Here is a 24179-nt window from a genome sequence, read left to right on the forward strand (position 1 = left end):
CCACAACTCGCACTCACCAGGGCGGTAGCTATATACCGCACACCAGGAAACAGGAGGTCGATACTTGACTCGTCGTCATCCCGACGGCCATGAGCTCAGGAAAAGGACTTCTTATGACCTCGCCCTCCCCGGCTGACAGCCCCTCTGCCCTTGCGCAAACCGTCAGCCAGACATTCGCCGACCGCCCGACCTTCGAGCAAGTCGCGCAACAAATGCTCCAACAGGCCATCAAGGCCAGATACCCCTCGCTGACCATCGACCTCGCCAAGACCCAATTGGCCATACCAACTGCGATCACCCGTGGCTGGCACTTTCAACCGTTCATGCCGCGGGTGCTCGAATACCTGGCCCTCGGTACATCCGTGGATTTCAGCCCCTGGGGAAATCTTGACTGCTACCTCTCCGACACACCGCCGCAGCGCCTTTGGCCACGGGATGAAAAGCTCGACATGCAGGTCATCGAAAAACTGCTGCTTGAACTGCCCTCGACCATTGCGATCGGGCTGGAAGACGCACTGACCCGTTATTGGAACGCTGATATCGCCCCCCGCCCGCAAACCGATGCCCCGGTCCGCACCAGCCGCTGGCAATGGCTCAGCGACACACTCAAGAACATGCTGCATATCCGGGGGCTGCAACAGCCAGGGCTGACCGAACCGGCACGCCAGACCCTGGCCCAGATCGTCCGCTGGCCGGACCGTGAACAACGCTTTAGCCACAATGTCCCGCCCGTCTACGCCTACAGCCTGGAAACTACCGTCACCCAAGGCACCTCCTGCAGCGTGCTGCCCAGCAACGAGATCCTGCTGCTTCATTACACACGCTACGGCCTCGTCATTGTGCTTTGCAGCCCCGGCAGCGCCGTGCAGTCCTTCGAGTCGATGGAAGCCTTCAACCGGTATTGGGGCGAACGGATCGCCAGTCGCTATGTCGTCGACACCATGACCTGTCAACGCTACGAAATCGACGGGCATGCCTTCGACACCCAGGCCGCCATGATCTTGGAGCAACAACTGGCCGATGTGCAGGCGGTACAGTTGCCCTCCCGAATCGGCCTGCCAGACCTCAAGACGCTCTACAGCGAGTTGAGCGATCCTGCTCGCTATCTGCACGACACACCGCACCTCCCCTCTGAAACATCGGCACGCCTCGAGCCGCTGCTGCCCGAATGGCTGAAAACGGCCTCCGTCGTCGATCGAACAACGTTCCAGCGATGCAGCCTGGCGCTGGCCAGCATCAAGCAACGCACTCAAGGACGTCCCACACTCAGCGACATCAAGGCTTTTACCTCGGACGCATTGCTCACGCAGATGGGAAAGACCAACGACAGCAGCCCGGCCAAGGTGCAACCCAGTCACTTCCAACCCGACGATGTGGAACTGACGTTCACTGTCTCGGCGGGATATCCCGGGACCGTTGGCATCCGCGCGAAACGAACGATGAGCCTGACGCAACTGGCCATCGACAACCTCGTCGGCCGACCCAGTGGCAACCTGCAACTCAGTCATCGCCGGGGCCTGGCCTTGCCTGCCTGGTTGACGCCGGACTTCATTACCCGCACGGGCGGGCTGATCGAACAGGTCGACATCGGCACGGCTTATCCGCGCTACCTGCAACAAGCGCTGTTGAGCGACTCGCCTCAAGCGCAGGCATTTCAACGGACGTTCGCCGAACAACTCCCGGCGCAGTTGCCGCTCGAGGCGCTGCAACAAATGCTCGACAACGAAAACGGCATGACCCGCCAAGGGTTGCATCTGATCGAGGCCCTGCTGCAACCCGATGCTGAGGACCGGCAAGTTGACGGTCGCCCCGTGGTCATTCGACACCTGGCCTTCCTGCGCAAGCCCCAGGCCCGGCCAGACCTCGTGAGCAACATGTTCATCGTCGAGGCGCAGGACGCCAGAACAGGCCCGCACCTGTTGTATCGCCCGCTGTACGCGCCCGTGCTGTTGGAGTTTGCGACGCGCCAGGCTCTGTTGCAGTCCGTCGTGACCGCCACAGACTTGCAGAGCAGCATCCTGACCTGGATGTCCGACGACGCACGCCCCGTATATGCCAATGGCGGCTTCCTCGAGCCGCACATCGTGCGTTTCTTCGAGGGCGACGAGTTCAGCGTTCCCGAAAAACCCGCTCCGGCAACGCTCGCCGTCGATGCCGGCAACGATGAACTGCTGCAATACCTGCGCAACGGCAAATTGATGCAGTACCTCTACGGCTGCAACGCCCGAGCCCTGCTCACCCAGGCCGACCGCAACTCGGTCTCCAACAGTGAAAGCCGCTGGGCGGTGTTACTCAAGGGCAGCAGCCTGCTGTTCAATACACTGCTGTTTCCGTTGCTGCGCGGCCCGGCCATGGCCACCGTCTGGCTATGGAGCCTGATGGCCAGCGCCAGTCAAGATATCCCGGCCCTGAGCAGTGACGATCCGGCAACCCGGGAACTGGCCACCGTCGACTTGCTGGTCAACCTGGCCATGCTGGTGAGCCAGTTTCCCGCCGTCCGTGCGCCGGTTCGCGCAGTCACGCCCGCATCGATCAAGGACCAAGCGATGCGCGCCCCCGCGCCACGTGTCGTTGCACAGCAGTGGCCCGAACCGGCCTCGCCGAGCGTTCTGGAAGGATCCGTCGCCTTGTCTGGCGAACAACCCAGCAGGTCGCTGGACTTCAGTTTCAGCAGCCCTCGCCACCACCTGACGCAGGAACAACGCACCCGCATACGGCGCATGCAGGTGCCACGCCCGGCTTCACTGCCCGAGCCGATTGAAAATGGCCCGTTCAAGGGCTTGTACGTGATCGCCAACAAATGGCACGCGTTGCTGCAAGACGGCCTGTACCCAGTCAACCCGGACCCGGACGGCAGCACCACGATTGTCGACCCGCTCGACCCGACACAGACCGGACCTGCGCTGCAATCGGACCTCGACGGCAACTGGTCCCTGGACCTGCGGTTGCGCCTGCGCGGCGGTGCGCCACCCAAGCGCCTGGCTGACCAGCGTCGCCTCAATGCCCAAAAAGCCATCGAGCTGAGCGCTGAAATGAACAATTACCTCACCCAGGAGAACGAACGACAACGATCCCTGGACATTGCCCAACAAGTGATGACCCGGCTCGAGGAAGGAAACGCCTATACCGAGGAGCAGCGCGCGCCAAAACGGAAAGTGTTTTATGACCTGCTCAACGAGCAGACCGACATCTATTTGAAACTGCTCGACAGTGCGCCCGAGCGCGCAAGGCTGGGCATTGGCTTGCCCTCTGGAAGCGTCCGCGGGCTGATGGAGAATGTGGTCAACAATGCCCGCAAGGCCTTCCTGGTCGTCGAGATGGATCAACGGGCCCTGAATGCCGCTCACCCGCAGTTTTCCGGAACGTTTGTGGAAGAAGCCGTGGTTCGCGACATGCAGGGCTACGTGATGTTCCTTGACGCCATGAGCGACATCAATGAGCGCGCCATCCATTGGCTGCAACTCAAGGATGAGTACCTGGAGAAGCTATTGAACCTGGATTCGGTGGGGGCCCAGGCATTCGACCGCCTGACCCGCGGCCGTCCGCAGAATGAAAGGAATGTCATCGGCACCAAGGCCCTGCAGTTGGCCGCCCTGCCGATGCTGGCCATCAAACACCCCGAAACCAGCTTGCCCGATAGCCTGTATCGCATCGTCAGGCCATTGGCCGAGCAGGTGCGCTCCCACGCTGACCTGCAACTGTACGACCTGACCGCCTCTGAGCAGCTTGAGGTACTGACCAGCCTGACCGAGCATTATGGCGAGGCCCTCGACGCCTTGCAGGGCATGAAGGCGCTTTATGTCGACGATATCAACGAGTCCTATTTCGACAGGCTGACCACGCTGCTTGACAGCCTGTACCAGGACGCTTCCGGAAAACTGGCGGCAGAAGTCAAACCCGAACCGACACCGCGCAAACGTGCGCCCAAACGCCCGAAGATGCACTCCGGGCGCCCCCAGAAAAAGGTGATCAAGACCCGCAGGAGCGGCGTTCTGATTGGTGATCTGAAACCTGCCGGCACCTCCTTGCCGATTGAAGTCGTCGAGTTGCGCTCCGAAGTCGACAATCAAGTGCTTGCCACCTATTCACGTCACGACGACGTCTGGGACGTTGTCGACGTACACCGACCGGTTCCAGCCCCCAGGACCCGATCGATCAACGCGATCAACGGCGATGCGCGAACACTGCTGGAGGAGCTGGAAAAACGTCTCCGCCGCGCTGAAAGCTATAAAAAGCGTTGCCGTCATCCTCAGGAAATCGAGGAGATCATGAACAATGAGGCAAGTCGCTTCCGCACGCTTTCTGAAGAACTCGACAGGGCCTTCGCCGCCTCACAAACGCCACGCACAGCGGCTGATCAAGCGCTGGGCAGGCAGTTGGCCGAGGCCATCTCCAGACTGACGTCCAGGGGCAGCGCCCTGCGTGTCGAACTGAGCCTGCACCTGCCGCCCACCGACGGCAACCTCCAGTACCTGTTCGAAAAAGACCTGATTCAAGTTGCACGACTGGGTGAACGCAAGGCCTTGAAAGGAGCCCGCCAGGATTTCCTCCAGGAATATGCCATCAACGACCGGGACGGCTTCCCCCTTTGGTATGCGCATTTTCACTACGAAAAAATCGATACGCCGAAAGCCGACTACAGCGTCGCGCACCTGAAAACCAAGGCACAACGCAGGGAAGACTATCACTCGCTGCTCGCCAGGGCGGATAGCCCCTACGCGGTGGTGAATGTGCATCGAGGGAAAATCGGCAAGCTCATGGCGCAGAGCAAGTTCTTGCCGTTGGCGACCTGATGACAACGCAAGCGTAAGGGTTGTGATGCCGCTCACCCAAGGCGGGTGTCATTCATTGTGGCGAGGGAGCTTTCTCCCGCTCGGTTGCGAAGCGACCGCCTTTCGATCGTTCCCACGCTCCTGCGTGGGAATGTCGCCAGGGACGCTCCGCGTTCCGCTTCTGGAAGGTGACGCAGAGCGTCACAGGATGCATTCCCACGCAGAGCGTGGGAACGATCAAAAAGGCGGGTGTCATTCATTGTGGCGAGGGAGCTTTCTCCCGCTGGCTGTAGGAGCTATGTAGGAGCTGTCGAGTGCAACGAGGCTGCGATCTTTCCCCAGACACTTGAATCTCAAGCGAAAGATCAAAAGATCGCAGGCTTCGCCAGCTCCTACACTGGGTGGAAAGCAACACGGTTCAGCACCCCATCAATGCGCAAACAACGAATTGCCCTTCTGCCCCGCCAGTTTCTCAGGCTTGATCAGGAACCGCGCCAGCGCCGGCAGCAGCCACAGCGCGCCGAACATGTTCCACAGCAACATGAACGTCAGCATCAACCCCATGTCCGCCTGGAACTTGATGGCCGAGAAGATCCAGGTGCATACACCGATGGCCAGGCACAAACCGGTGAACAGCACCGCCTTGCCGGTGGATTTCAGCGTCTGGTAGTAAGCCTCCTGCAACGGCAACCCGGCGCGCAGGAAACTCTCCAGGCGGCTGTAGATGTAGATGCCGTAGTCCACGCCAATCCCCACGCCCAGAGCCACCACTGGCAAGGTCGCGACCTTCACGCCAATGCCCATGAACGCCATCAGGGCGTTGCCCAGCACCGAGGTCAGCACCAGCGGCAGCACGATGCACAGCGTCGCCGCCCAGGAACGGAAGGTGATCATGCACATGGTCGCCACGCAGATGTACACCAGGATCAGGATGGTCAGCTCCGACTCCTTGATCACTTCATTGGTGGCCGCTTCGATGCCAGCGTTACCGGCGGCAAGGATGAACTCCAGGCCATCGCGGTTGTTTTCCTTGGCGAAGTCCTGCACCGCCTTCACCGCGCGGTCCAACGTCTCGGCCTTGTGGTCGTTGAGGAACACCAGCACTGGTGCCAGGGAGCAACTGTTGTTGTACAGGCCATCGGCCCGGGCAATGGAGTTGTTCAGCACGTCAGGGTTGCGCGACAGGGTCTCCCATTTCAGGTTGCCCTCGTTCATGCCCTTGATCATTTGCTTGGACACGGTCACCAGGGAAATCGCCGACTGCACCCCCTCGGTGTTCTGCATCTTCCACATCAGCTCATCGATGGGGGCCATGGCTTCATAGCGCGAGCAGCCTTCGGCCTTGGTCTTGACCATCACCACCAGTACATCGGAGCTGGTGGAATAGTTGCTGATGATGAAGTTGTTGTCCTGGTTGTAGCGCGAGTCCGGACGCAGTTCCGGCGCGCCCTGGTCCAGGTCGCCGATCTTCAGGTTCTGGCTGTACCAGAGGCCACCGCCAAAGGCGATCACCGCCAGGGCAATGGACACCGGCGCGACCTTGGCGCTGGCGAAGTTCGACAGCAGGCGCCAGAACGGATGTTCGCGGGTCGCGTCTTTCTTGCTGCGCTCGACCGCACGCTTGCTGATGCCGGCGTAGGAGATCGCCACCGGCAGCAGGATCAGGTTGGTGAACACGATCACCGCCACACCGATGGAGGCGCCAATGGCCAGTTCGCGGATCACGCCGATGTCGATGATCAGCAAGGTGATGAAGCCCACGGCGTCCGCCAGGATCGCGATCATCCCCGGCAGGAACAACTGCCGGAAGGTGCGCCGTGCCGCTGTCAGGGCATTGTCCGCATCGCTGGACTGCAAGGCGATGCCGTTGATTTTCTGCACCCCATGGGAAATGCCGATGGCGAAGATCAGGAACGGCACCAGCATCGAGTACGGGTCCAGGCCGAAACCGGCCGCATGCATCAGCCCCAGTTGCCAGACCACCGCCACCAGGGTGGTGGTCAATACCGCGACGGTACTGCGCATGCAGTTGGTGAACCAGTACAGCAGGATCAGGGTGATGACGAAAGCCACGCCGAAGAACAGCACCACCATGACCAGGCCGTCGATCAGGTCGCCGACCTTCTTGGCGAAACCGACGATATGGATCTGCACGTTGGGGTTCTGGGCTTCGAACTTGTTGCGGATCTTGTCTTCAAGCTCGTGGGAGAACTTCCGGTAGTCGAGGGCGAGCAATTTGCCCTGGTCCTGCGGGTCGGGATAGGACTCCAGCAGCGGGATATCGATGATGCTCGACTTGAAGTCGTTGGCTACCAGGCGCCCGACCTGGCCGGACTTGAGCACGTTATTACGCAGCAGATCGAGGCTGTCGGCCGAACCGTTGTAGCTCTGGGGAATCACCTCGCCGCCGGCAAAGCCCTCCTCCGTCACTTCGGTCCAGCGCACGCTTGGGCTCCACAACGACTTGAGCCCGGAACGGTCGACGCCGGAGATGTAGAAGACCTCGTCGTGGATCTGACGCAGGGTCTCCATGTATTCCTTGGAGAAGATGTCGCCGTTGGTGGCCTCCACGGAAATACGCACCGTGTTGCCCAGGTTCGCCAGGTCGTTGCGGTGCTCGAGCATCTTCTGGATGAAGGGGTGCTCGAGGGGGATCATTTTTTCGAAACTGGTGGACGGCCGGATCAGCGTGGCCTGCCAGAACAGGAAAATGCTGACCAGCAGGCAAATGATGATCACTGCCGGGCGGTTGTTGAAAATCAGGCGCTCGAGGAACGTCGCCTTGTCTTGGTGATGACTGCTCATGGGGTCCGCCTTCTTGTTTTTGTGCCCGTCTTGCAGGCGTGACTCATTTGCTCAGTTCGGCGCCGGTGGACGTGGTGGCACGAACGCCGCCTTGCCCCGCCAGGATCAGGTTGCCATTGCCTGCCGCCGTGACGGCCGCCACGGAAATTCGGTCCGGGCGGTTGAACACGCTGAAGGTCTCGCCGTCGTCGGTACTGCGCACGACGCTGCCGCCGTTGCCGACAATCACGATGGAACCGTCCGCCAGTAGCGTGGCGCCTGACAGGCCGAACTCCAGGGCACCGCGCGCGGCCTTGAGCTCGACCTGATCCCAAGTGCCGCCGAAGTCAGTGGAACGATAAAGGTTGCCGCGCAAGCCATAGGCCAGCAACGTCGAAGGCTGGGTCGTACCGATGACCCCGAACAGCGAGCCTTCGTACGGGCCTTCGACCTTTTCCCAGGTCTGGCCCCAGTCGGCGGAGCGGAACATGCTGCCAGCCTCGCCGACAATGAACAGCCCGGCATCTTTCACGGCGGCTATCGCATTGAGGTGGAACTGGTCTTCGTTTTCGAGGCGGTCGCTGGCGTCTTCCCAGTGCTTGCCGCCGTCGGTGGTTTCCAGCAGTGCGCCGTAGGCGCCCACGGCGAAACCGTTGCTGGCATCCTTGAACCAGACGTCCAGCAGGGGTGCTTCGCGGGTGAGGTCTTCGAATTGCTTGGTCCAGCTGCTGCCACCGTCATCGCTGGCGAGGATCTGCGCGTCGTGCCCCACGGCCCAGCCGTGTTTGTCATCGACGAAAAATACCGCCGTGAGCAGTTGGCGAGTCGGCACCTTGGCCTGGGTCCAGGACGTGCCCTGGTCGTCCGAATAGACAATGTGCCCGCGATCACCGACCGCCACCAGGCGCTGGCCGGCGTGGACCACATCGAGCATCAAGGTTTTGCTGGCCTTGGCCGATTCGACGGAATAGATGACATCGGACGTCGACGCTGCAACAGCCATCACCGGTGCCGACAACACCGCAGAGCCCAGCAGCGAGAGCGCCGAAGCCAGCAACGCGACTCTGCGCAGCATCGGCGGCCGGCTGCGGCCCACAGCCATGACAGGCTCATTCATAGACCTTTCCCCCATTATTATTGTTATGGCTTGGTACCTTGCCAGTCCTGGAGCATAGTCCTGAAACCTGCAATCTAGAGCCACTTCGGAAGCAGACCTATCCTATCGGGCTTTCGAAAGGTCTGACAATCGACGCCACGTTATCTTTTGTTAACCAGGGGGGATATCGGCCAAGGGTGAATCAGAAGACATTCGCGAGGGTGATGAATGTGGCGAGGGAGCTTGCTCCCGCTGGCCTCTGTAGGAGCTGGCGAAGCCTGCGATCTTTTGATCTTTCGCTTGAGATTCAAGTGTATTGGGAAAGATCGCAGCCTCGTTGCACTCGACAGCTCCTACACAGCTCCTACACAGCGCCTACACAGCTCCTACAGCCAGCGGGAGCAAGCTCCCTCGCCACAAAGGTAAGGCAGTGCCTGTTTATGCCAGGCTCTTGCTCACCACCTCGAACACATCGGCCGAAAGCGCGCCGGATGCCAGGATGCGCTCCAGTTCGGCTTTCATCAGCGCCTGGCGGGCGCTGTCGTATTTGCGCCAGCGAGTCAGCGGGGCCAGTTGCCGGGAGGCGATCTGGGGGTTGAAGCCATTGAGCTGGATGACCAGGTCCGCCAGGAAGCGATAACCCGAACCGTCGGCCGCGTGGAAGTTGATCAGGTTCTGCCCGGCAAACGCCCCCACCAGCGCCCGCACCTTGTTCGGGTTCTTGATATTGAACGCCGGGTGCTCCATCAATGCCTTGACCCGCGCCAGGCCACCCGGCAACGGGCTGCCGGCCTGGACGCTGAACCATTGGTCCATGACCAGCGGGTTGCCCTTGAAGTTTTCCGCAAACACTTCCAGAGCCTTGGCCTTCTCGGCTTCGAACGGCGAGTTGACCAGCACCGCCAGCGCAGTCAGCCGCTCGGTCATGTTATCGGCGGTGTCGAACTGCTCCAGGGTCGCACTCAGCACCTCAGGCTTGCCGGCGAGCATCAGGTACGACAGCGCGATGTTCTGCAACGCGCGACGGGCGAAATGCTCGGCCTCGGCCACGTAAGGGGTTTTCTTCGACAAGTCGCGGTTGGCTGCATAACGCAGCCACAGGGCTTCGAACAGGTTCTCGGCCAACTGCTGGCGGGCGAACTCACGGGCGGCATGGATCGCCTCGACGTCAGCCACTTCGCTGATTTCCGTCAGGTAGGCTTCGCTTGGCAGCGAGAGCATTTCGGCGACCATGGCCTGGTCCAGGGACTCGTCCGACAGCACGCTGCGCAATGCACTGACCAGACGCGGATCCAGCACCAGGCTGGCGCCCTGCTGATGCTGGGCGATCAGTTCCTGCAGCACCTGTACCGACAATTGCTGGCCGGCATCCCAGCGGTTGAAGCCGTCGCTGTCGTGCTGCATCAGGAACATCAACTGGTCGCGGTTGTACGGGAAGCTCAGCTTCACCGGCGCCGAGAAACCCCGCAGCAACGAAGGCAGCGGCTGTTCGGCGATGTCGACAAAGGTGAAGGTCTGCTCGGCTTCGGTCACCGAGATCACCCGGGACGTGCCGTCTGCCGCCGCTTCGCCGGCCAGGCGCAGAGGGATTTCAGCACCCTGGCTGTCCAGCAGGCCGAGCTCCACGGGAATCACGAACGGCAGCTTTTCCTGCTTGTCCGGGGTCGGCGGGCAACTCTGGCTGAAGGTCAGGCTGTAGGTCTTGGCGGCGGCGTCGTAAGACTCGCTCACCGCCAGCCGTGGTGTACCGGCCTGGCTGTACCAACGCTTGAACTGGGTCAGGTCGACGCCGTTGGCATCTTCCATGGCCTTGATGAAGTCGTCGCAGGTCACGGCCTGGCCGTCGTGGCGTTCGAAGTACAGGTCACTGCCCTTGCGGAAACCCTCAGGCCCCAGCAGGGTGTGGATCATGCCAACCACTTCCGAGCCCTTTTCGTACACGGTAAGGGTGTAGAAGTTGGATATCTCGATAAAGCTGTCCGGACGCACCGGGTGCGCCATGGGGCCGGCGTCTTCGGCGAACTGGTGGGTACGCAGGTACGCCACGTCCTGGATGCGTTTGACGGTGGCGGAGTTCATGTCGGCCGAGAACCCGGCGTCGCGGAACACCGTGAAACCTTCCTTGAGCGACAGTTGGAACCAGTCGCGACAGGTCACGCGGTTGCCCGACCAGTTATGGAAGTATTCGTGGGCAACGATCGCCTCGACCCGCTGGTGCGCGGCATCGGTGGCGGTTTCGGCGCGGGCCAGCACGGCGCTGGAGTTGAAGATATTGAGGCCCTTGTTCTCCATGGCACCCATGTTGAAATCGTTGACCGCAACAATCATGAAGATGTCCAGGTCGTACTCGCGCCCGTACACCTCTTCATCCCAGCGCATCGACTTCTTCAGGCTGGTCATGGCGTGCTGGCATTTGTCGATGTTTTCCGGCTCGACATAGATGCGCAGCGCCACGGTGCGCTCGCTCAGGGTAGTGAAGGTGTCTTCGACGCACCACAGGTCGCCGGCCACCAGAGCAAACAGGTAGGCCGGCTTTTTGAACGGGTCTTCCCAGGTCGCCCAGTGCCGGCCGTCTTCGCCGGGGCCGCTGGCAATCGGGTTGCCGTTGGACAACAGCACCGGATAGCTGTGCTGCTCGGCCACCACGGTAGTGGTGAACTTGCTCATTACATCCGGACGGTCGAGGTAATAGGTGATCTTGCGGAAACCCTCGGCCTCGCACTGGGTGCAGAACATGCTGCCGGATTTGTACAAACCTTCCAGGGCGGTGTTGGTTTCCGGGTGGATCCGGACGGTGGTGTCGACCGTGAAGGCCTGGGCCTTGGGGTGAACGGTCAGGTGGCTGTCGTCCAGCTGATAGTCGCCCTGCCCCAGGTCGGCGTCGTCGAGCTTGAGCGAGAGCAGTTCCAGGTGCTGGCCATCGAGCACCAGCGGCGGCAGCCCGGCACCACGCTCGGGGTTACGGCGCATCACCAGTTGCGCATGGACCAGGCTGTGGTCCTCGAACAACTCGAAGGTCAGGTGCGTCTCATCGATCAGGTACTCGGGGGCCTGATAGTCCTTCAGGTAAATCATCTTCGGTTGTTCGGTGCGCATAGGTCGAATCCTTCTACTGATGCACGGCGAGCTGGTAGGCCGTGTATTTACGAATATTGATCACGCCGGTGTCAAAAATCAGGTACTGGCCCTTGATCCCCAGCAGCGTGCCTTCGGCGATCGGGTTCTTGTCCAGGTTGAAGCTGACGATCTTGGCCGGGTACTGCTCCACCGGATAACGGATCTCGATGGGCTCGACGTCCGCTATGGTCTGGATCGCTTGCAGGCCAAATCGTTCCTGCAAGCCCTGCAATCCCTGGGCGCAGCTTTCGAACAGCGAGTCGCGGATCGCCGGCAGGTCCACCGCCGCGGCGTCGCCCTTGAGCAAGGCGCGCCAGTTGGTCTTGTCCGCCACCTGGCTGCGGAACAGGTCTTCGACAAACCCCGACTGCTGGCGAGTGGCGACCCGCAGGATCGGCAGCGCCTGGCTGGCGCCCTGGTCCAGCCAGCGGGTCGGCAATTGCGTGGCGCGGGTGATGCCGACTTTCACGCCCGAGGAATTGGCCAGGTAGACCACATGATCGGTCATGCAGAACTGCTCGCCCCAGGCTGGGTCGCGACAGGTGCCCGCCTCGTAATGGCAACGCTCGGGGCTCATGATGCACAGGTCGCACTGGGCCAGCTTGGTCATGCAGGGGTAGCAATAACCCTGGCTGAAGCTGGTCTTGGTCCGGCGTCCACAATGGGTGCAGTGGATCGCACCGAGGTACTCCAGGCGCACCGTGCTGCCGATCAACGGGTTGACCGGCACCTCGACATCGCCCAGGCGAAAGGCGTATTGAACGGTCGGCCCGTCAAGGCGCGCCGACATCTTGCTGATTGCACCGCGGCCAATCTCGATCAATGGATGGCGTCCGACTTGAACAGGATATTCGGCACTTCAGTGGACTTCGAATGGCATTCCTGCGCGCCCATGTAACCAGTACGCTCCTCTTCGGGCAGGTTCTGGATTTCCCAGGCGATCATCGCCTGCAGCGACAGTTCGCGCTGCTCGGCGGTGAGCTTGTTGCCATCGGCCCATTTACCGATTTCCACCGCCAGTTTCAGGCTCCGGTAGATGTCGGGTGTGATGTTCTGGATCATTTCTGCAAAAGACGACATGTTAAGCAATCTCCAATAATGTCGTGGTTTTCCAAGGCAAAGCACGACTGACAGCCGTGTGGATACCCGCGAATTTAGAATTCCCTGGACAGCTTGACCTGGGCCAGCTCTTTTTCCAGGGAGCGCCTGAATATCTGTGGCGCGGTAAAGGTGTATGCGGCAAACCCCAGCCACAACCAGTCAATCGCCTGGGCCACCTGCGGGTAGCCCTGGGCCGTCAGGGTGATGACCACCACCCGATAGACCACGAACATGAGCAACAGCACCACAATGGCGCGACTGGCGCTACGCTCGCTCATCCAACTGTTGAAGCGCCACCATGTTCCTAAAAACAGACTGCTGCGGGCCTTGACGGCGGTCAGCAAGTGCAGCGCGGCCCGGTCATTGGCGTTTTCCTGCAAGGCCCAGATGGCGTGCTCACGCGCGCCCTCGACGTCACCTTCGCGCAACAACAGATGCCCAAGCACCACCACGGCCCCGGTATGCCCCGGTTCGGCCTGCAAGGCCTGGCGGGCGAACTGGTGCGCCTTCCCCCAGTCGCCGCTGGTACGATAAAACTGGGCCATGGCAACCAGATTTGACGCATCGTCGGGCCCCAGTTCCAGGGCTTTTTCCAACGGCTCGCGACTTTGCCCCAGACGGCCGGTCAACTGGTAAAGATCGGCCAGGGTGCGGTAATTGACCGGATTGAGCGGTTCCATGTCCAGCAACTGGGTCAAGTGTTCCTGGGCCAGCTTGAACTTGCGCAGGGCAATGGCAACCTGGGCGGCGGCGTAATGGGCGAGCGGCAGTTGTGCATCGGCTGCCAGCGCCAACTGCACCTCGCGCCTGGCAGCATGCACGCGGCGTAGATTGATCAGGCATACCGCCAGCAACGCATGGGCTTCGGCCGAATCCGGATCGCTCGCCAGCAATTGGCGCAGCGCGTCGATAGCACCGTCGTAATGGTCGGCCTGCAAGCGTTGATACGCCAGTTGCAGCAGATAATCGGTATTCATCAGCTCACCACCAGATACCAGAGAGTGGCAGGCACCCACTTGATGACCATGCCCTTGAGCACGAAAGCGCCAACCAGCACGACGGGCAAGCCAAAGCGGTTCAGCACGCCACCGTAGTACTGGTAGATCTCGATGGTCGCATTTTGCTGCATGAACAGCAGATACCCGATGGCAAGTTTCCACACCACCAGGGTCAACAAGGCGTATTGGATCTGCGCCTGGTTCTGAATGTAACCGGCGTCCACCAATTGCAGCAGCACCACGCCGATGACCAGGCTGCCCACCAGGCAAAGGCCGGCCAGCAACCACTCACGTACGCGGGTCGGGCTGCCCACCGCGATGGCGTTGAAGACAAACCACGGCAAGCCGAGCCAGGCGCCCCCCAGCATCAGCCCCAACAACGGCCAAAAAGGCGAGACGGCCCACTTGGCCAGAGCGCCCGGACGCGGTTCGTCTTCAATGCGATAACCACCGTACTGCGCCATCAACGGCCCTTCCCATGTTTGTCGAGGAAGGCCAGCACTTCGTCGTACTGGTTGCCTTCATTGGCGTAACGCGCGTAATTGCGCGCCGTGGTCAGCCATTCCAGGGTGGTTGCCCGTACTTCCTTGAGCGCCTGCTTGAAATGTCGGTCGCAGATCGGTTGCTCGCTCGCGCCGCTGATGGACTCTTCGATCGCTTCGTCAGCGGCGGTTTCCACCAACTCACCCAGGTCCGCACCGGAAAAGCCCGAGGTGTTTTTCGCCAGGAAGGCAAAGTCGATGTCCTCGGCCATCGGACGGCCTTGCATCATCAATTTGAGCATGGCTTCCCGGGCCGGCCGGTCCGGCGGCGGCACGAACAGTACCCGGTCAAAACGCCCCGGACGCCTGAAAGCCGAGTCCACCGACCAAGGCACGTTGGTCGCGGCGAGAATCAGTACGCCGTGATTGTCCTTGGTAAAACCGTCCATCTCAGACAAGAACTGACTGACAAGTTTCGAAGACGTCGAATCCCGGGTATTGGAGCGCTTGCCCCCCAAGGCCTCGACCTCGTCGAAAAACATTACCGCCGGCGCCTGGGCACGGGCCTGTTCGAACAGCGCGTGTAACTTGCGCTCGGACTCGCCGATGTACATGTCCAGGACATCGGAAATGGCCACGTTGAAGAACGTCGCCTTGCACTCCCCGGCCGTGGCCCGGGCCAGCATGGTCTTGCCACACCCTGGAGGCCCATAGAGCAACACGCCACCGCCGACCCGCTTGCGAAAGCGCTGGAACAGGCCGGGCTTCTGATATGGCAGGATGATTTTTTTGTGGATGGTTTTCTTCAGCTCGTCCAGGCCACCGATGTCATCGAAGGACAGGACTTCCTTTTCCGGCATCAACAGTCGACGGACCTCGGTCTGGTCCGTGTTGTCATTGGAGATCACGCGCAAGCGCGGACGCCCTTGCGCAGCTGAAAAGTCGGTCACGGATACGTTCAACCGACGCCATAGCGCCATGTCTTCAAGGGCCGGGTTGGCATCCACCGCGGCGCGGTATTCCACCTGGGCCTCCTTCATCTGCTCCAGGGCCGCAAAGGCGCGCGCCCTGAGCATCCGCGCAGCAGGCTCGTCGCCTTCAATCAGGCGAAGGGCCCGTTGCGCCTGGCCCGCGGCGATACATAACCCGGCCGCAGCCATTTTCAAGGCCTGGGCATCGCTCCATTGCTCAAGATCGGCAGGCAGCAACTCAAGCCCGCGCGCGTACTCGCTGCGCTCGACACTGGCGTTGAGCAGCAGTGTCAGCAGCGCGACGTTACCGGGCGCGGCAAGGAGCGCGGCCTCCAGTTGGTCGAACGTCGAATCATCCATGGCACTTCCTCAAAAAATGCGTTCGTGTGACAGACAGCCTCACTGCATCACCTCCGGCCGCTCGACGTCGACCCAGACGAACTTGTGCGGATCCAGGCGGGTTTCCTGGTCGAGGCGATAGGCGACCAGCTTGCCGTAGAGCACCGCGCTGTAATCCAGGCAGGCCAGGTTCGGGCGGATGGGCGCGGGCTTGCCGCTGCGCCAATAGTGGCCGACGAACAGCAACGGTTCATGGACGCCATAGCGCAGCAGGTTGTTTTTTTCATCCGGCGACAGCGGTGTGCGGGCCACCGGTTCTGGCAAGGCGTCGGGCTGGAACACGATGTCCCCGTAGGTCTGCGGGTCGTCTTCCCAGAACTTGGTGCGGAAAAACGAACGGGTCAGGCCATCGCCACCGGTCAGCGTCAGGCCATGGGGCAGGCGCATGTCGGTGCCACGCAGCAAACGATCGAACACCGTGCTGGCAAAACTGCCCGGTTGCGCCGAAGCCTGGAGGAAATGCTCGTCGACACAACCGTCCGGGAACAGGCCACGCAGCGGTTCGATCAGGCCCGCATCCCAACAGGCATGCACCACCCGGAACCGGCCGGCGTCGACAAACAGCGGCAGCTCGTAGAACCACTTGAGAAAGTCATGCCAGTCGCCGGGATGCTGCTCGAACTGGGTCAGGGTCTCGTTGAGCAGGCGGGCATGGCGCGGTGTGTGTTCGCGCACGTAGCGCTGGCCGCTGCCCGGCAAAGCCGGTGTGCTCCAGCCCAGGGCGTTGAACTCGTGGTTGCCCATGATGCACAGCGCCTGGCCGGCCACGACCATGTCGTGGACGATGTGCAGCGCCTCGCGAATCCGCGGGCCACGGTCGATAATGTCCCCCAGGAACACAGCCATGCGCGACGGATGCCGCCAGACCCCACCCTGCTTGTGGTAACCGAGTCGGTCCAGCAGGTGTTCCAGGGTCAGGGCGCATCCATGCACGTCACCGATCAAATCGTAACTGCGCGCAGGATCGAGCATCAGTCGCCTCCACCCCCCAACCGACTGCCCCAGCCGAGCTTGGTCCGGCAGACTTCGTAGTAATTGTGATCCAGCGGATGGATCAGGCGCAGCTTCTGCGCTTTTTTGCTGACGGTGATGGTGTCACCCGGCGCGCAGGTGAAATGGTTCTGGCCGTCACAGGACACCTGCGGGTAGATCTGCATATCCTTGGACACGACGATTTTCAGCTCACTGTTGCCATCGACCACAATCGGTCGCCCAGACAAGGTATGGGGGTACATGGGCACAATCACAATAGCGTCGAGCTTGGGGTGCATGATCGGCCCGCCGGCCGAGAGCGCGTAGGCCGTGGAACCGGTCGGGGTCGCGACGATCAGGCCGTCGGCCTTCTGGCTGCAGACGAACTGGCCGTCGATGTACAGCTCGAATTCGATCATGCGCGTGGATTTGCCGGGGTGCAGCACCACGTCATTGAGGGCATCGCCCTGGCCGATGGCCTCGGCGTGACGACGGACCTCGGCTTGCAGCAGGAAGCGGTTTTCCACCAGGTAGTGGCCGTCCAGCACCTCGGCGACCTTGGTTTCCAGCTCGTCAGGGCGGATATCGGTTAGGAACCCCAGGCTGCCCCGGTTGATCCCCAGCACCGGGATATTGTGCCGCGCCAAGGCCCGGGCGGCCCCCAGCAGGCTGCCGTCGCCGCCGACCACGATCACCATGTCGCAGACCTCGCCCAGCATCTTGCGCGACGACGTCTGCAGGCCATGGCCCGGCAAGACTTCGGCGATGGTATCTTCGAGGATCACATGCAGGTGTCGCTCCAGGAGGAAACGTTTGAGACGGCGAACGGTGTCCAACACCTGCGAACTGCCCAGGCGACCGATGATGCCGATATTGCGAAATTGCTCCATGGGGCTCCTGCGAGGGTCTGCATCGGGCGAAAACCACGATTATGGGCGAAAGCGCTCCATAGACAAAATCCTTTAAGCCTTCGTCGCAGCAGCTATGCTCGCAAAATGATCCTGTTCCCTGAATTGCTGGACTTGCCCCGCCGCCTTCGCCATCCCGAAGTGCGCGACCTCGCGTGGGCGATCATCGCCCCGCCGATGCTCATCGACACGCCCTGGCCCCAGCGCCATCCCCTGGCCGGCAGCGACTGGGTGCAGGCGCCGGATCAGTTGGAGCACTGGCTGCGACAACTGGACCGCGACAGCTACCCGCTGCTGCACTGCCTGTCCCTGGGACGGACGCGACGCCTGGGCCTGTATTACGAAAGGCTGTGGCAGTTTGCCGTGCAGCACGCTCCTGGCATCGAGCTGATTGCCGCGAACCTGCCGATCCGCCACGAAGGCCATACCCTGGGCGAACTGGACCTGCTGCTGCGCGATCGTGACGGCATCCATCATCTGGAGTTGGCGATCAAGTTGTACCTCGGCCCCCAACAAGGCAACGGGCTGGACGCCGCGCAATGGCTGGGCCCGGGTTGCCATGACCGGCTCGACCGCAAGCTGGCGCATCTGCGCGAACACCAATTGCCGATCTCGGCCCGTCCGGAAAGCCGTGCGGCCCTGGCGGCACTGGGCATTGAGCCGACCGGCCTCGAGGTGTTCCGCTCCGAGCTCTGGCTCGGCGGCTACCTGCTCTACCCCTGGCCGGGCCACGCCGACCCGCCCGCCGGCGCGCATCCCCGGCATTTGCGGGGCAGTTGGCTGCACCAGCGGGATTGGCCTGCATTCGTCGCCCAGCGCCCACCTGGGCGCTGGCAACCCCTGCCCCGCGCCGCCTGGCTGGCCCCGGCGCATTATCCGGCGGAGCAGACCTGGAGCACCGCGCAACTGGACGCCTGGCGACTGGACCTCGACCCGATGGCGCCGGCGCAACTGATGGTGCGCCTGACTGAAAATGCCGAGGGGGAGTGGGAAGAAGCTGAGCGGCTATTCCTGGTGGCCGATCTTTGGCCGGATGTGCCGGGTAATGCTTAATAGATTGGCGTATGCCCTGTAGGAGCTGGCGAAGCCTGCGATCTCTTGATCTTGATCTTTCGCTTGAGACTCAAGTGCCGTGGGGGAAAGATCGCAGCCTCGCTTCGCTCGGCAGCTCCTACAGGGACAACCGCACCGCCAGCGCCGCCAACGTCACCAGCAACACCGGCACCGTCAGCACGATCCCGACCTTGAAGTAATACCCCCAGCCGATCTGGATGTTCTTGCGCTCCAGCACATGCAGCCACAGCAAAGTCGCCAGGCTGCCGATCGGGGTGATTTTCGGGCCCAGGTCGCTGCCGATGACATTGGCGTAGATCATTGCCTCCTTCACCGCCCCGGTGGCCTGGCTGGCATCGATGGACAAGGCGCCGACCAGCACCGTCGGCAAATTGTTCATGGCCGACGAGAGCAACGCCGTCAGTATGCCGGTGCCCATGGCCGCCCCCCACACGCCATATTCGGCGAAGCCGTCGAGCCAATGGGCCAGGTAGTCGGTCAGCCCGGCATTGCGCAGGCCATAGACCACCAGATACATCCCGAGGGAAAAAATCACGATCTGCCAGGGCGCTTCCTTCATCGCCTTGCGGGTGGAAATCTTGTGGCCGCGGGCCGCGACGGCCAACAGCAGCGCTGCGCAGACCGCCGAGATCGCGCTGATGGGAATCCCCAGCGGCTCCAGCGCAAAGCAGCCCAGCAGCAGGATCACCAGCACCACCCAGCCGGCATAAAACGTTGCCTTGTCGTGGATCGCCGTCGCCGGATCGTCCAGTTGATGCGGGTCGTAGTCGCGCGGGATGTCGCGACGAAAGAACCACAGCAAGATCGCCAGGCTGGCCGCCACACTGACCAGGTTCACCGGCACCATGACCGCCGCGTAACGGTTGAAGCCAATGCCGAAGAAGTCCGCCGAGACGATGTTCACCAGGTTCGACACCACCAGCGGCAGGCTCGCGCTGTCGGCAATGAAACCGGCACCCATCACGAAGGCCAGGGTCGCCGCCGGGGAAAACCGCAACGCCAGCAGCATCGAAATCACGATGGGCGTCAGGATCAACGCCGCCCCGTCATTGGCAAACAGGGCCGACACCAGCGCCCCCAGCAGCACCATGAACGCAAACAGCTTGCGCCCGCGGCCCTTTCCCCAACGGGCCACGTGCAAGGCCGCCCAGGCGAAGAAGCCGGCCTCGTCCAGCAGCAGGCTGATGATGATCAGCGCGACAAACGTACCGGTGGCGTTCCAGATAATCTGCCAGACCAGCGCAATGTCGCCGACCTGCACCACCCCGCTCAACAACGCCAGCAGCGCGCCGAGCGTCGCACTCCAGCCGACGCCAAGCCCCTTGGGCTGCCAGATCACCAACGTAATGGTCAGCAGGAAAATCAATGACGCGATCAGCATGCGCAACAGCCTTGGAAGAAGGATAGAAAAGTGGGAATCAGACGTGACGAAGAACGGCGTGGTGGTGCGAAGGGGCGAATATATGGAAATTCGAATATCCAGTAAAGCGCGCAGATGAATGGCCGATGTCGCGAGGGAGGCTTTCCCACTGTGGGAGCAAGGCTTGCCCGCGATGAACGATATCGCGGTTCAGCTGGTAAACCGCGGCGCTGCCATCGCGGGCAAGCCTTGCTCCCACAGACCTTGCTCCCACAGAAAATCACTTCACCACAAAGGTGACTTGCCTGAAATCCAGAGGAGCATCAAACCTTCTTGTGCTGCTCGACCCACTTGCCGTAGGCATTGATGAACGTCTGCAGGAAGGGCCGTACCGACTCCGACAGGTTGCCCGCCTCGTCAAACGCCGTCCCGGCTCCGCTCAGGTAGGCTTCCGGCTGTTGCATGCAGGGAACGTCAAGGAATACCAGCGACTGGCGCAAATGATGGTTGGCACCAAAACCACCGATGGCGCCCGGCGAAGCACTGATCACCGCGCCCGGCTTGCCACTCAGGCAACTCTGGCCGTAGGGACGCGAGCCAACGTCAATGGCGTTTTTCAGCGGCGCCGGTACCGAGCGGTTGTACTCAGGCGTGACGAACAACAAAGCGTCGGCCGCGCCCACCTGCTGACGGAAAGTGCTGTAGGCTGCCGGAGGGGAAACATCGATGTCTTCGTTGTAGAGCGGCAACTCGCCGATCTCGACGATGTTCAGTTTGAGGTTGGCTGGCGCCAGCTCAGCCAGCGCCAGCGCGACCTTGCGGTTGATCGATGCCTTGCGCAGGCTGCCCACTAAAACGGCCACTGTGTAGACATTACTCATGAGAGGCTTCTCGACTGTCGGCTCAAAGGAGCCTGTAGTTATAGATGATCGGGGTGACAATTGGACCAGTGGAGCGACAAAAACCGGCCGGTTGGACTATTTTTTTCATGTAGGAAAACTTACCGCGCTTGACCAGGGTCTACAGAACCGCAAATCGAGTGATTTATTTCCAGAGGTTCTAAGCAATGGCAGCAGTACTTGTCGGACAATTTCATGCGCGGGACGCCGAAGGTCGCGTCTATTCAGTGCATGAGTTTCAGGAATCGACCCCCTCGCTCGACGGAAACGGCAAGGAGCCTGTGACCACGTATAAGCTGGCCATCGGTGATCGAGTCAATAAACTCGAAGACGGCAAATTTATGCTGGTGCAATCTCAAATCGAATTGACGCGCGAACCGGAAGCGCCACTGCAGGTGCAAACCCCCACTGAAACGCAAATAGCTTCATAACTGACAGTTATGAGCAGAAGTCACGCCCGAACTTGGGTTAGGATTCGGCCACTCAATGACTCACCCGCCGAACACGGACTTCTTGCATGCGTTTACGCCACATCGAAGTGATCCAGGCGCTGCTGCAGACCGGCCACCTCGGCACGGCGGCCGAATGGCTGCAATTGCCAGTGGCAGAGGTCGAGGCGATCCTGCGCGATGCCGAGGCGCAGCTAGGCTTCATGCTGTTTGCCAGTGTGCGCGGGCGCTTGCAGGCGACTCGGGAAACCCTCGAACTGCGCGACGGCATCACGCGGGTATACGACACCCTCGAACCGGTGCAGCGCCTGGCCAGCAGCCTGAAACACTATCAGGCGCCACCCTTGCGCATTATCTGCACCCCGCCGCTGGCCCAGCAGTTGTTGCCCCAGAGCATCGCCGCCCTGCGTCGCCGCCATCCCGATGCGCCCTGCACCCTGCTCAGCCAACCGACCCGCGACATCGTCCACAGCCTGCTGTTGCGTGAAAGCGACCTGGGCCTGAGCTTGCACGACCCTGAACACCCCGACATCCATTGCCAGATGATCGCCCAGGGCAAACTGCAATTGCTGGCACCTCACGGCTGGCTGCAACCACGACAGAAATACATTTCGCTCCAGGACCTGGCGGGCCAGCCGTTGGTAGGCCTGGACGGCCATGACCCACTGAGCCCAGCGTTCGAGCATAAACTGGCGGCACTGCGTCCGGCGCCAATGATCCAGATCCGCGTCCAGACCCATCAGATGATGCGCGCCATGGTCGAGGCCGGCGAAGGCCTTGCCATCGTCGACCCGTTCACTGCCTCGGGCGCCAAGGGCAGTGGCCTGGACGTCTGCCCGGTATCGCCCGCCATTGCGATTGGCCTCTATGCCCTGAGCCTGAACGGCACACAGCCCTCACCCGCCGTCCAATCGCTGCTGGAACGGGTTACGGAACAAGCCGAGGCGTTGCTGAACCACTGATCGACATGCCCAGCGGATCGTCGAACAGCCGGTACCAGAACAACGCCACTTCGTCGGTATGCCGGTCAATGCCGCGATAGCGCAGGTGATCGATACCGCCAAGCACGTAGCCGCAACGCTCATAGAGCCGGCACGCACCCAGATTGTTGTTCTGGGTCTCGAGCATGATGCCCGGCAGTTTTTTCTTGCGACTCCAGAACTGGGCGACATCGAGCAACGCCTTGGCCACCCCATGGCGACGGGCCGGGGCGTGCACCGCCAACTCGTCGATGTGGGCATAGCCGTTCCAGTTGGTACTGACCACCAGATGCCCCACGGGCTGGTCATCGAGATAAGCCATGAAGATCTCGCTGTCCGGGGCATCGCGGAAGCTGCTGAACTCCTCGGGATCGATGCCATAGCACTTGCGATAGGGAACAATGGGCGTCACCGGCCACTGGTTGACGGGCCGGCCGATCTGCGCCGTCCCGTAGTCGCTGACTTCGAAGCTGAAGTCACTGCCCCAGATATAGGCGGCAAAGCCATCATCGACGATGCGCACCGACAACCCGGGGTGTTTGGGATTCATGACCGGTTGCATACTGGGGAAGGTCCTCATTCCTTGAGACAACCAACGGCGTGGTGCCATCCATTGCCCTTGTCTTTCAAATCTTCACACATCAAGCGGGATCCGTAGCCTGCCCGTTACCTCAGGGTAGAAGGTCGTGGCGATTGTGGCGAGAAATGAACGATGAATGATCCTGTGGGAGCGAGCTTGCTCGCGATGGGCCCTGTAGGAGCTGGCGAAGCCTGCGATCTTTTGATCTTTCACTTGAGACTCAACTGTCAGGGGAAAGATCGCAGCCTCGCTCCGCTCGGCAGCTCCTACGGAACGACATGGCCTAACAGGGTTTCATCAGTGCGTGACGGCCTGCGACTCGGCCAACTGCGTCCACAATGCAGGAGCACCCGCGGACTTGGCGATGGCTTCCAGACGCGCGGCATGTTCGGCCAGGTCGCTTTCGCTGGCGCGGATGATCCGCGAGGGTTGGCGGTCAGCGGGCAAACGGCGGATTTCCGAGGCCTGGTTGCCAGAGCCTTCACCGGTACCGTTGCCGTCCGAGGCGTTGCCGGCCAGGGACAGGCTGGTCTGGCCGCCGGTCATGGTCAGGTAGACGTCGGCCAGGATCTCGGAGTCGAGCAAGGCGCCGTGCAGCTCACGACCGGAGTTGTCGACGCCGTAGCGCTTGCACAAGGCGTCGAGGCTGTTGCGCTGCCCAGGGTGACGTTCCCGGGCCATCATCAGGGTATCGAGGATGGTGCAATGCTGGGTAATGTCAGCCCGATCGTGCTGGCCCATCAGGGCGAATTCGTTGTTGATGAACCCGACGTCGAACGCCGCGTTGTGGATGATCAACTGCGCGCCCTGGATGAATTCGAAGAACTCATCGGCCACTTCGGCGAAGCGCGGCTTGCCCACCAGGAATTCGTTGGTGATGCCGTGGACGCCGATGGCGCCCTCGTCGCTTTCGCGGTCCGGTTGCAGGTAAACGTGGAAATGGCGACCGGTCAGGCGCCGGCCGATCAGTTCGACACAACCGATTTCAATAATCCGGTGACCATCGGTCACCGGCATGCCGGTGGTTTCGGTATCCAGTACTACAGATCTGTTGGCCATCAGTGTTCAGCTCTCAGCGGGCAGTCTTGCAAAAGCGCGGATGTTAACACGCTCTTGTGGCAAGGGGATTTACCTGGGAGCCAGGCTGGTGGAAGCAAGTGATGAGCCAGAGCAAACACTGTGGGAGCAAAGCTTGCTCGCGATGAAGATCATGCGGTCTTTCAGGAAAACCGGGGCG

Annotated in this window: 18 protein-coding genes; 4 read left to right on the forward strand and 14 right to left on the reverse strand. The window is 61.4% G+C overall.

All coding sequences use genetic code 11. From position 1 onward, the window contains the following. The first annotated feature begins 113 nt into the window (after positions 1–113). The gene (locus tag ASC85_RS27955; protein WP_057452217.1) at positions 114–4793 is read left to right on the forward strand and encodes a dermonecrotic toxin domain-containing protein; all 4680 of its coding nucleotides are present in this window, start codon (positions 114–116) and stop codon (positions 4791–4793) included. Between the two features lie 408 nt (positions 4794–5201). On the opposite strand, the gene ASC85_RS27960 is transcribed toward ASC85_RS27955, so the two are convergent. The 10 genes from ASC85_RS27960 to ASC85_RS28005 all read right to left on the reverse strand — a co-directional run bounded on the left by ASC85_RS27960 (position 5202) and on the right by ASC85_RS28005 (position 17582). Then, positions 5202–7577: an efflux RND transporter permease subunit gene (locus ASC85_RS27960; RefSeq protein WP_057452218.1), complete on the reverse strand. Its 2376-nt coding sequence runs from the start codon at positions 7575–7577 to the stop codon at positions 5202–5204. Between the two features lie 43 nt (positions 7578–7620). Continuing rightward, entirely contained in the window at positions 7621–8673 is a 1053-nt protein-coding gene (locus ASC85_RS27965; RefSeq protein ID WP_057452219.1) for a WD40/YVTN/BNR-like repeat-containing protein, read from the reverse strand. Between the two features lie 417 nt (positions 8674–9090). Beyond that, a complete protein-coding gene (gene pepN / locus ASC85_RS27970; protein ID WP_057452220.1) occupies positions 9091–11748 on the reverse strand; it encodes an aminopeptidase N in 2658 nt (885 codons plus the stop codon). Between the two features lie 13 nt (positions 11749–11761). Beyond that, the gene (locus tag ASC85_RS27975; protein ID WP_057452221.1) at positions 11762–12592 is read right to left on the reverse strand and encodes a DUF2797 domain-containing protein; all 831 of its coding nucleotides are present in this window, start codon (positions 12590–12592) and stop codon (positions 11762–11764) included. After that, positions 12589–12849 carry a YeaC family protein gene (locus ASC85_RS27980; RefSeq protein ID WP_057452222.1) on the reverse strand — a complete coding sequence of 87 codons (261 nt, stop codon included), beginning with the start codon at positions 12847–12849 and terminating at the stop codon, positions 12589–12591. Before ASC85_RS27980 ends, ASC85_RS27975 begins: the two co-directional genes overlap by 4 nt. 74 nt (positions 12850–12923) lie before the next feature. After that, entirely contained in the window at positions 12924–13847 is a 924-nt protein-coding gene (locus tag ASC85_RS27985) for a tetratricopeptide repeat protein (RefSeq protein WP_057452223.1), read from the reverse strand. Continuing rightward, complete coding sequence (locus tag ASC85_RS27990) at positions 13847–14332, reverse strand: hypothetical protein (RefSeq protein WP_043042394.1); 486 nt, start codon at positions 14330–14332, stop codon at positions 13847–13849. The genes ASC85_RS27985 and ASC85_RS27990 overlap by 1 nt, the downstream gene beginning before the upstream one ends. After that, positions 14332–15681 (reverse strand): ATP-binding protein, encoded by a 1350-nt coding sequence (locus ASC85_RS27995; protein WP_043042393.1) that lies wholly within the window; start codon positions 15679–15681, stop codon positions 14332–14334. Before ASC85_RS27995 ends, ASC85_RS27990 begins: the two co-directional genes overlap by 1 nt. Positions 15682–15720: 39 nt before the next feature. Then, entirely contained in the window at positions 15721–16695 is a 975-nt protein-coding gene (locus ASC85_RS28000) for a metallophosphoesterase (RefSeq protein WP_177343186.1), read from the reverse strand. After that, positions 16692–17582, reverse strand: a complete 891-nt coding sequence (locus tag ASC85_RS28005; RefSeq protein WP_003202709.1) for an NAD(+) kinase — start codon at positions 17580–17582, stop codon at positions 16692–16694. Before ASC85_RS28005 ends, ASC85_RS28000 begins: the two co-directional genes overlap by 4 nt. Before the next feature lie 105 nt (positions 17583–17687). On the opposite strand from ASC85_RS28005, the gene ASC85_RS28010 reads away from it, so the two are divergent. Beyond that, positions 17688–18653, forward strand: coding sequence for a DUF1853 family protein (locus ASC85_RS28010; RefSeq protein WP_057452225.1), 966 nt, complete (start codon positions 17688–17690; stop codon positions 18651–18653). A gap of 118 nt (positions 18654–18771) precedes the next feature. On the opposite strand, the gene ASC85_RS28015 is transcribed toward ASC85_RS28010, so the two are convergent. Both ASC85_RS28015 and ASC85_RS28020 read right to left on the reverse strand, forming a co-directional pair. Further along, positions 18772–20055, reverse strand: a complete 1284-nt coding sequence (locus ASC85_RS28015) for an arsenic transporter (RefSeq protein WP_057452226.1) — start codon at positions 20053–20055, stop codon at positions 18772–18774. A 302-nt stretch (positions 20056–20357) separates the two neighbouring features. Continuing rightward, on the reverse strand, positions 20358–20915 hold the full coding sequence (locus ASC85_RS28020) for an NADPH-dependent FMN reductase (protein ID WP_057452227.1): 558 nt from the start codon (positions 20913–20915) through the stop codon (positions 20358–20360). A gap of 185 nt (positions 20916–21100) precedes the next feature. Between ASC85_RS28020 and ASC85_RS28025 the strand changes: the two genes are divergently transcribed. Both ASC85_RS28025 and ASC85_RS28030 read left to right on the forward strand, forming a co-directional pair. Further along, positions 21101–21364: a hypothetical protein gene (locus ASC85_RS28025; RefSeq protein ID WP_057452228.1), complete on the forward strand. Its 264-nt coding sequence runs from the start codon at positions 21101–21103 to the stop codon at positions 21362–21364. 86 nt (positions 21365–21450) lie between these two features. After that, positions 21451–22344: a LysR family transcriptional regulator gene (locus ASC85_RS28030; protein ID WP_057452229.1), complete on the forward strand. Its 894-nt coding sequence runs from the start codon at positions 21451–21453 to the stop codon at positions 22342–22344. Here the strand turns inward: ASC85_RS28030 and ASC85_RS28035 are convergent. Together ASC85_RS28035 and dnaQ are read right to left on the reverse strand one after the other, a co-directional pair. Further along, the gene (locus tag ASC85_RS28035) at positions 22310–22924 is read right to left on the reverse strand and encodes a GNAT family N-acetyltransferase (protein ID WP_057452230.1); all 615 of its coding nucleotides are present in this window, start codon (positions 22922–22924) and stop codon (positions 22310–22312) included. The genes ASC85_RS28030 and ASC85_RS28035 overlap by 35 nt on opposite strands. Positions 22925–23239: 315 nt before the next feature. Then, entirely contained in the window at positions 23240–24001 is a 762-nt protein-coding gene (gene dnaQ, locus ASC85_RS28040; RefSeq protein WP_057452231.1) for a DNA polymerase III subunit epsilon, read from the reverse strand. Between the last annotated feature and the right edge of the window lie 178 nt (positions 24002–24179).

Source organism: Pseudomonas sp. Root401, assembly GCF_001425105.1.
Classification (GTDB): Bacteria; Pseudomonadota; Gammaproteobacteria; order Pseudomonadales; family Pseudomonadaceae; genus Aquipseudomonas; species Aquipseudomonas brassicacearum.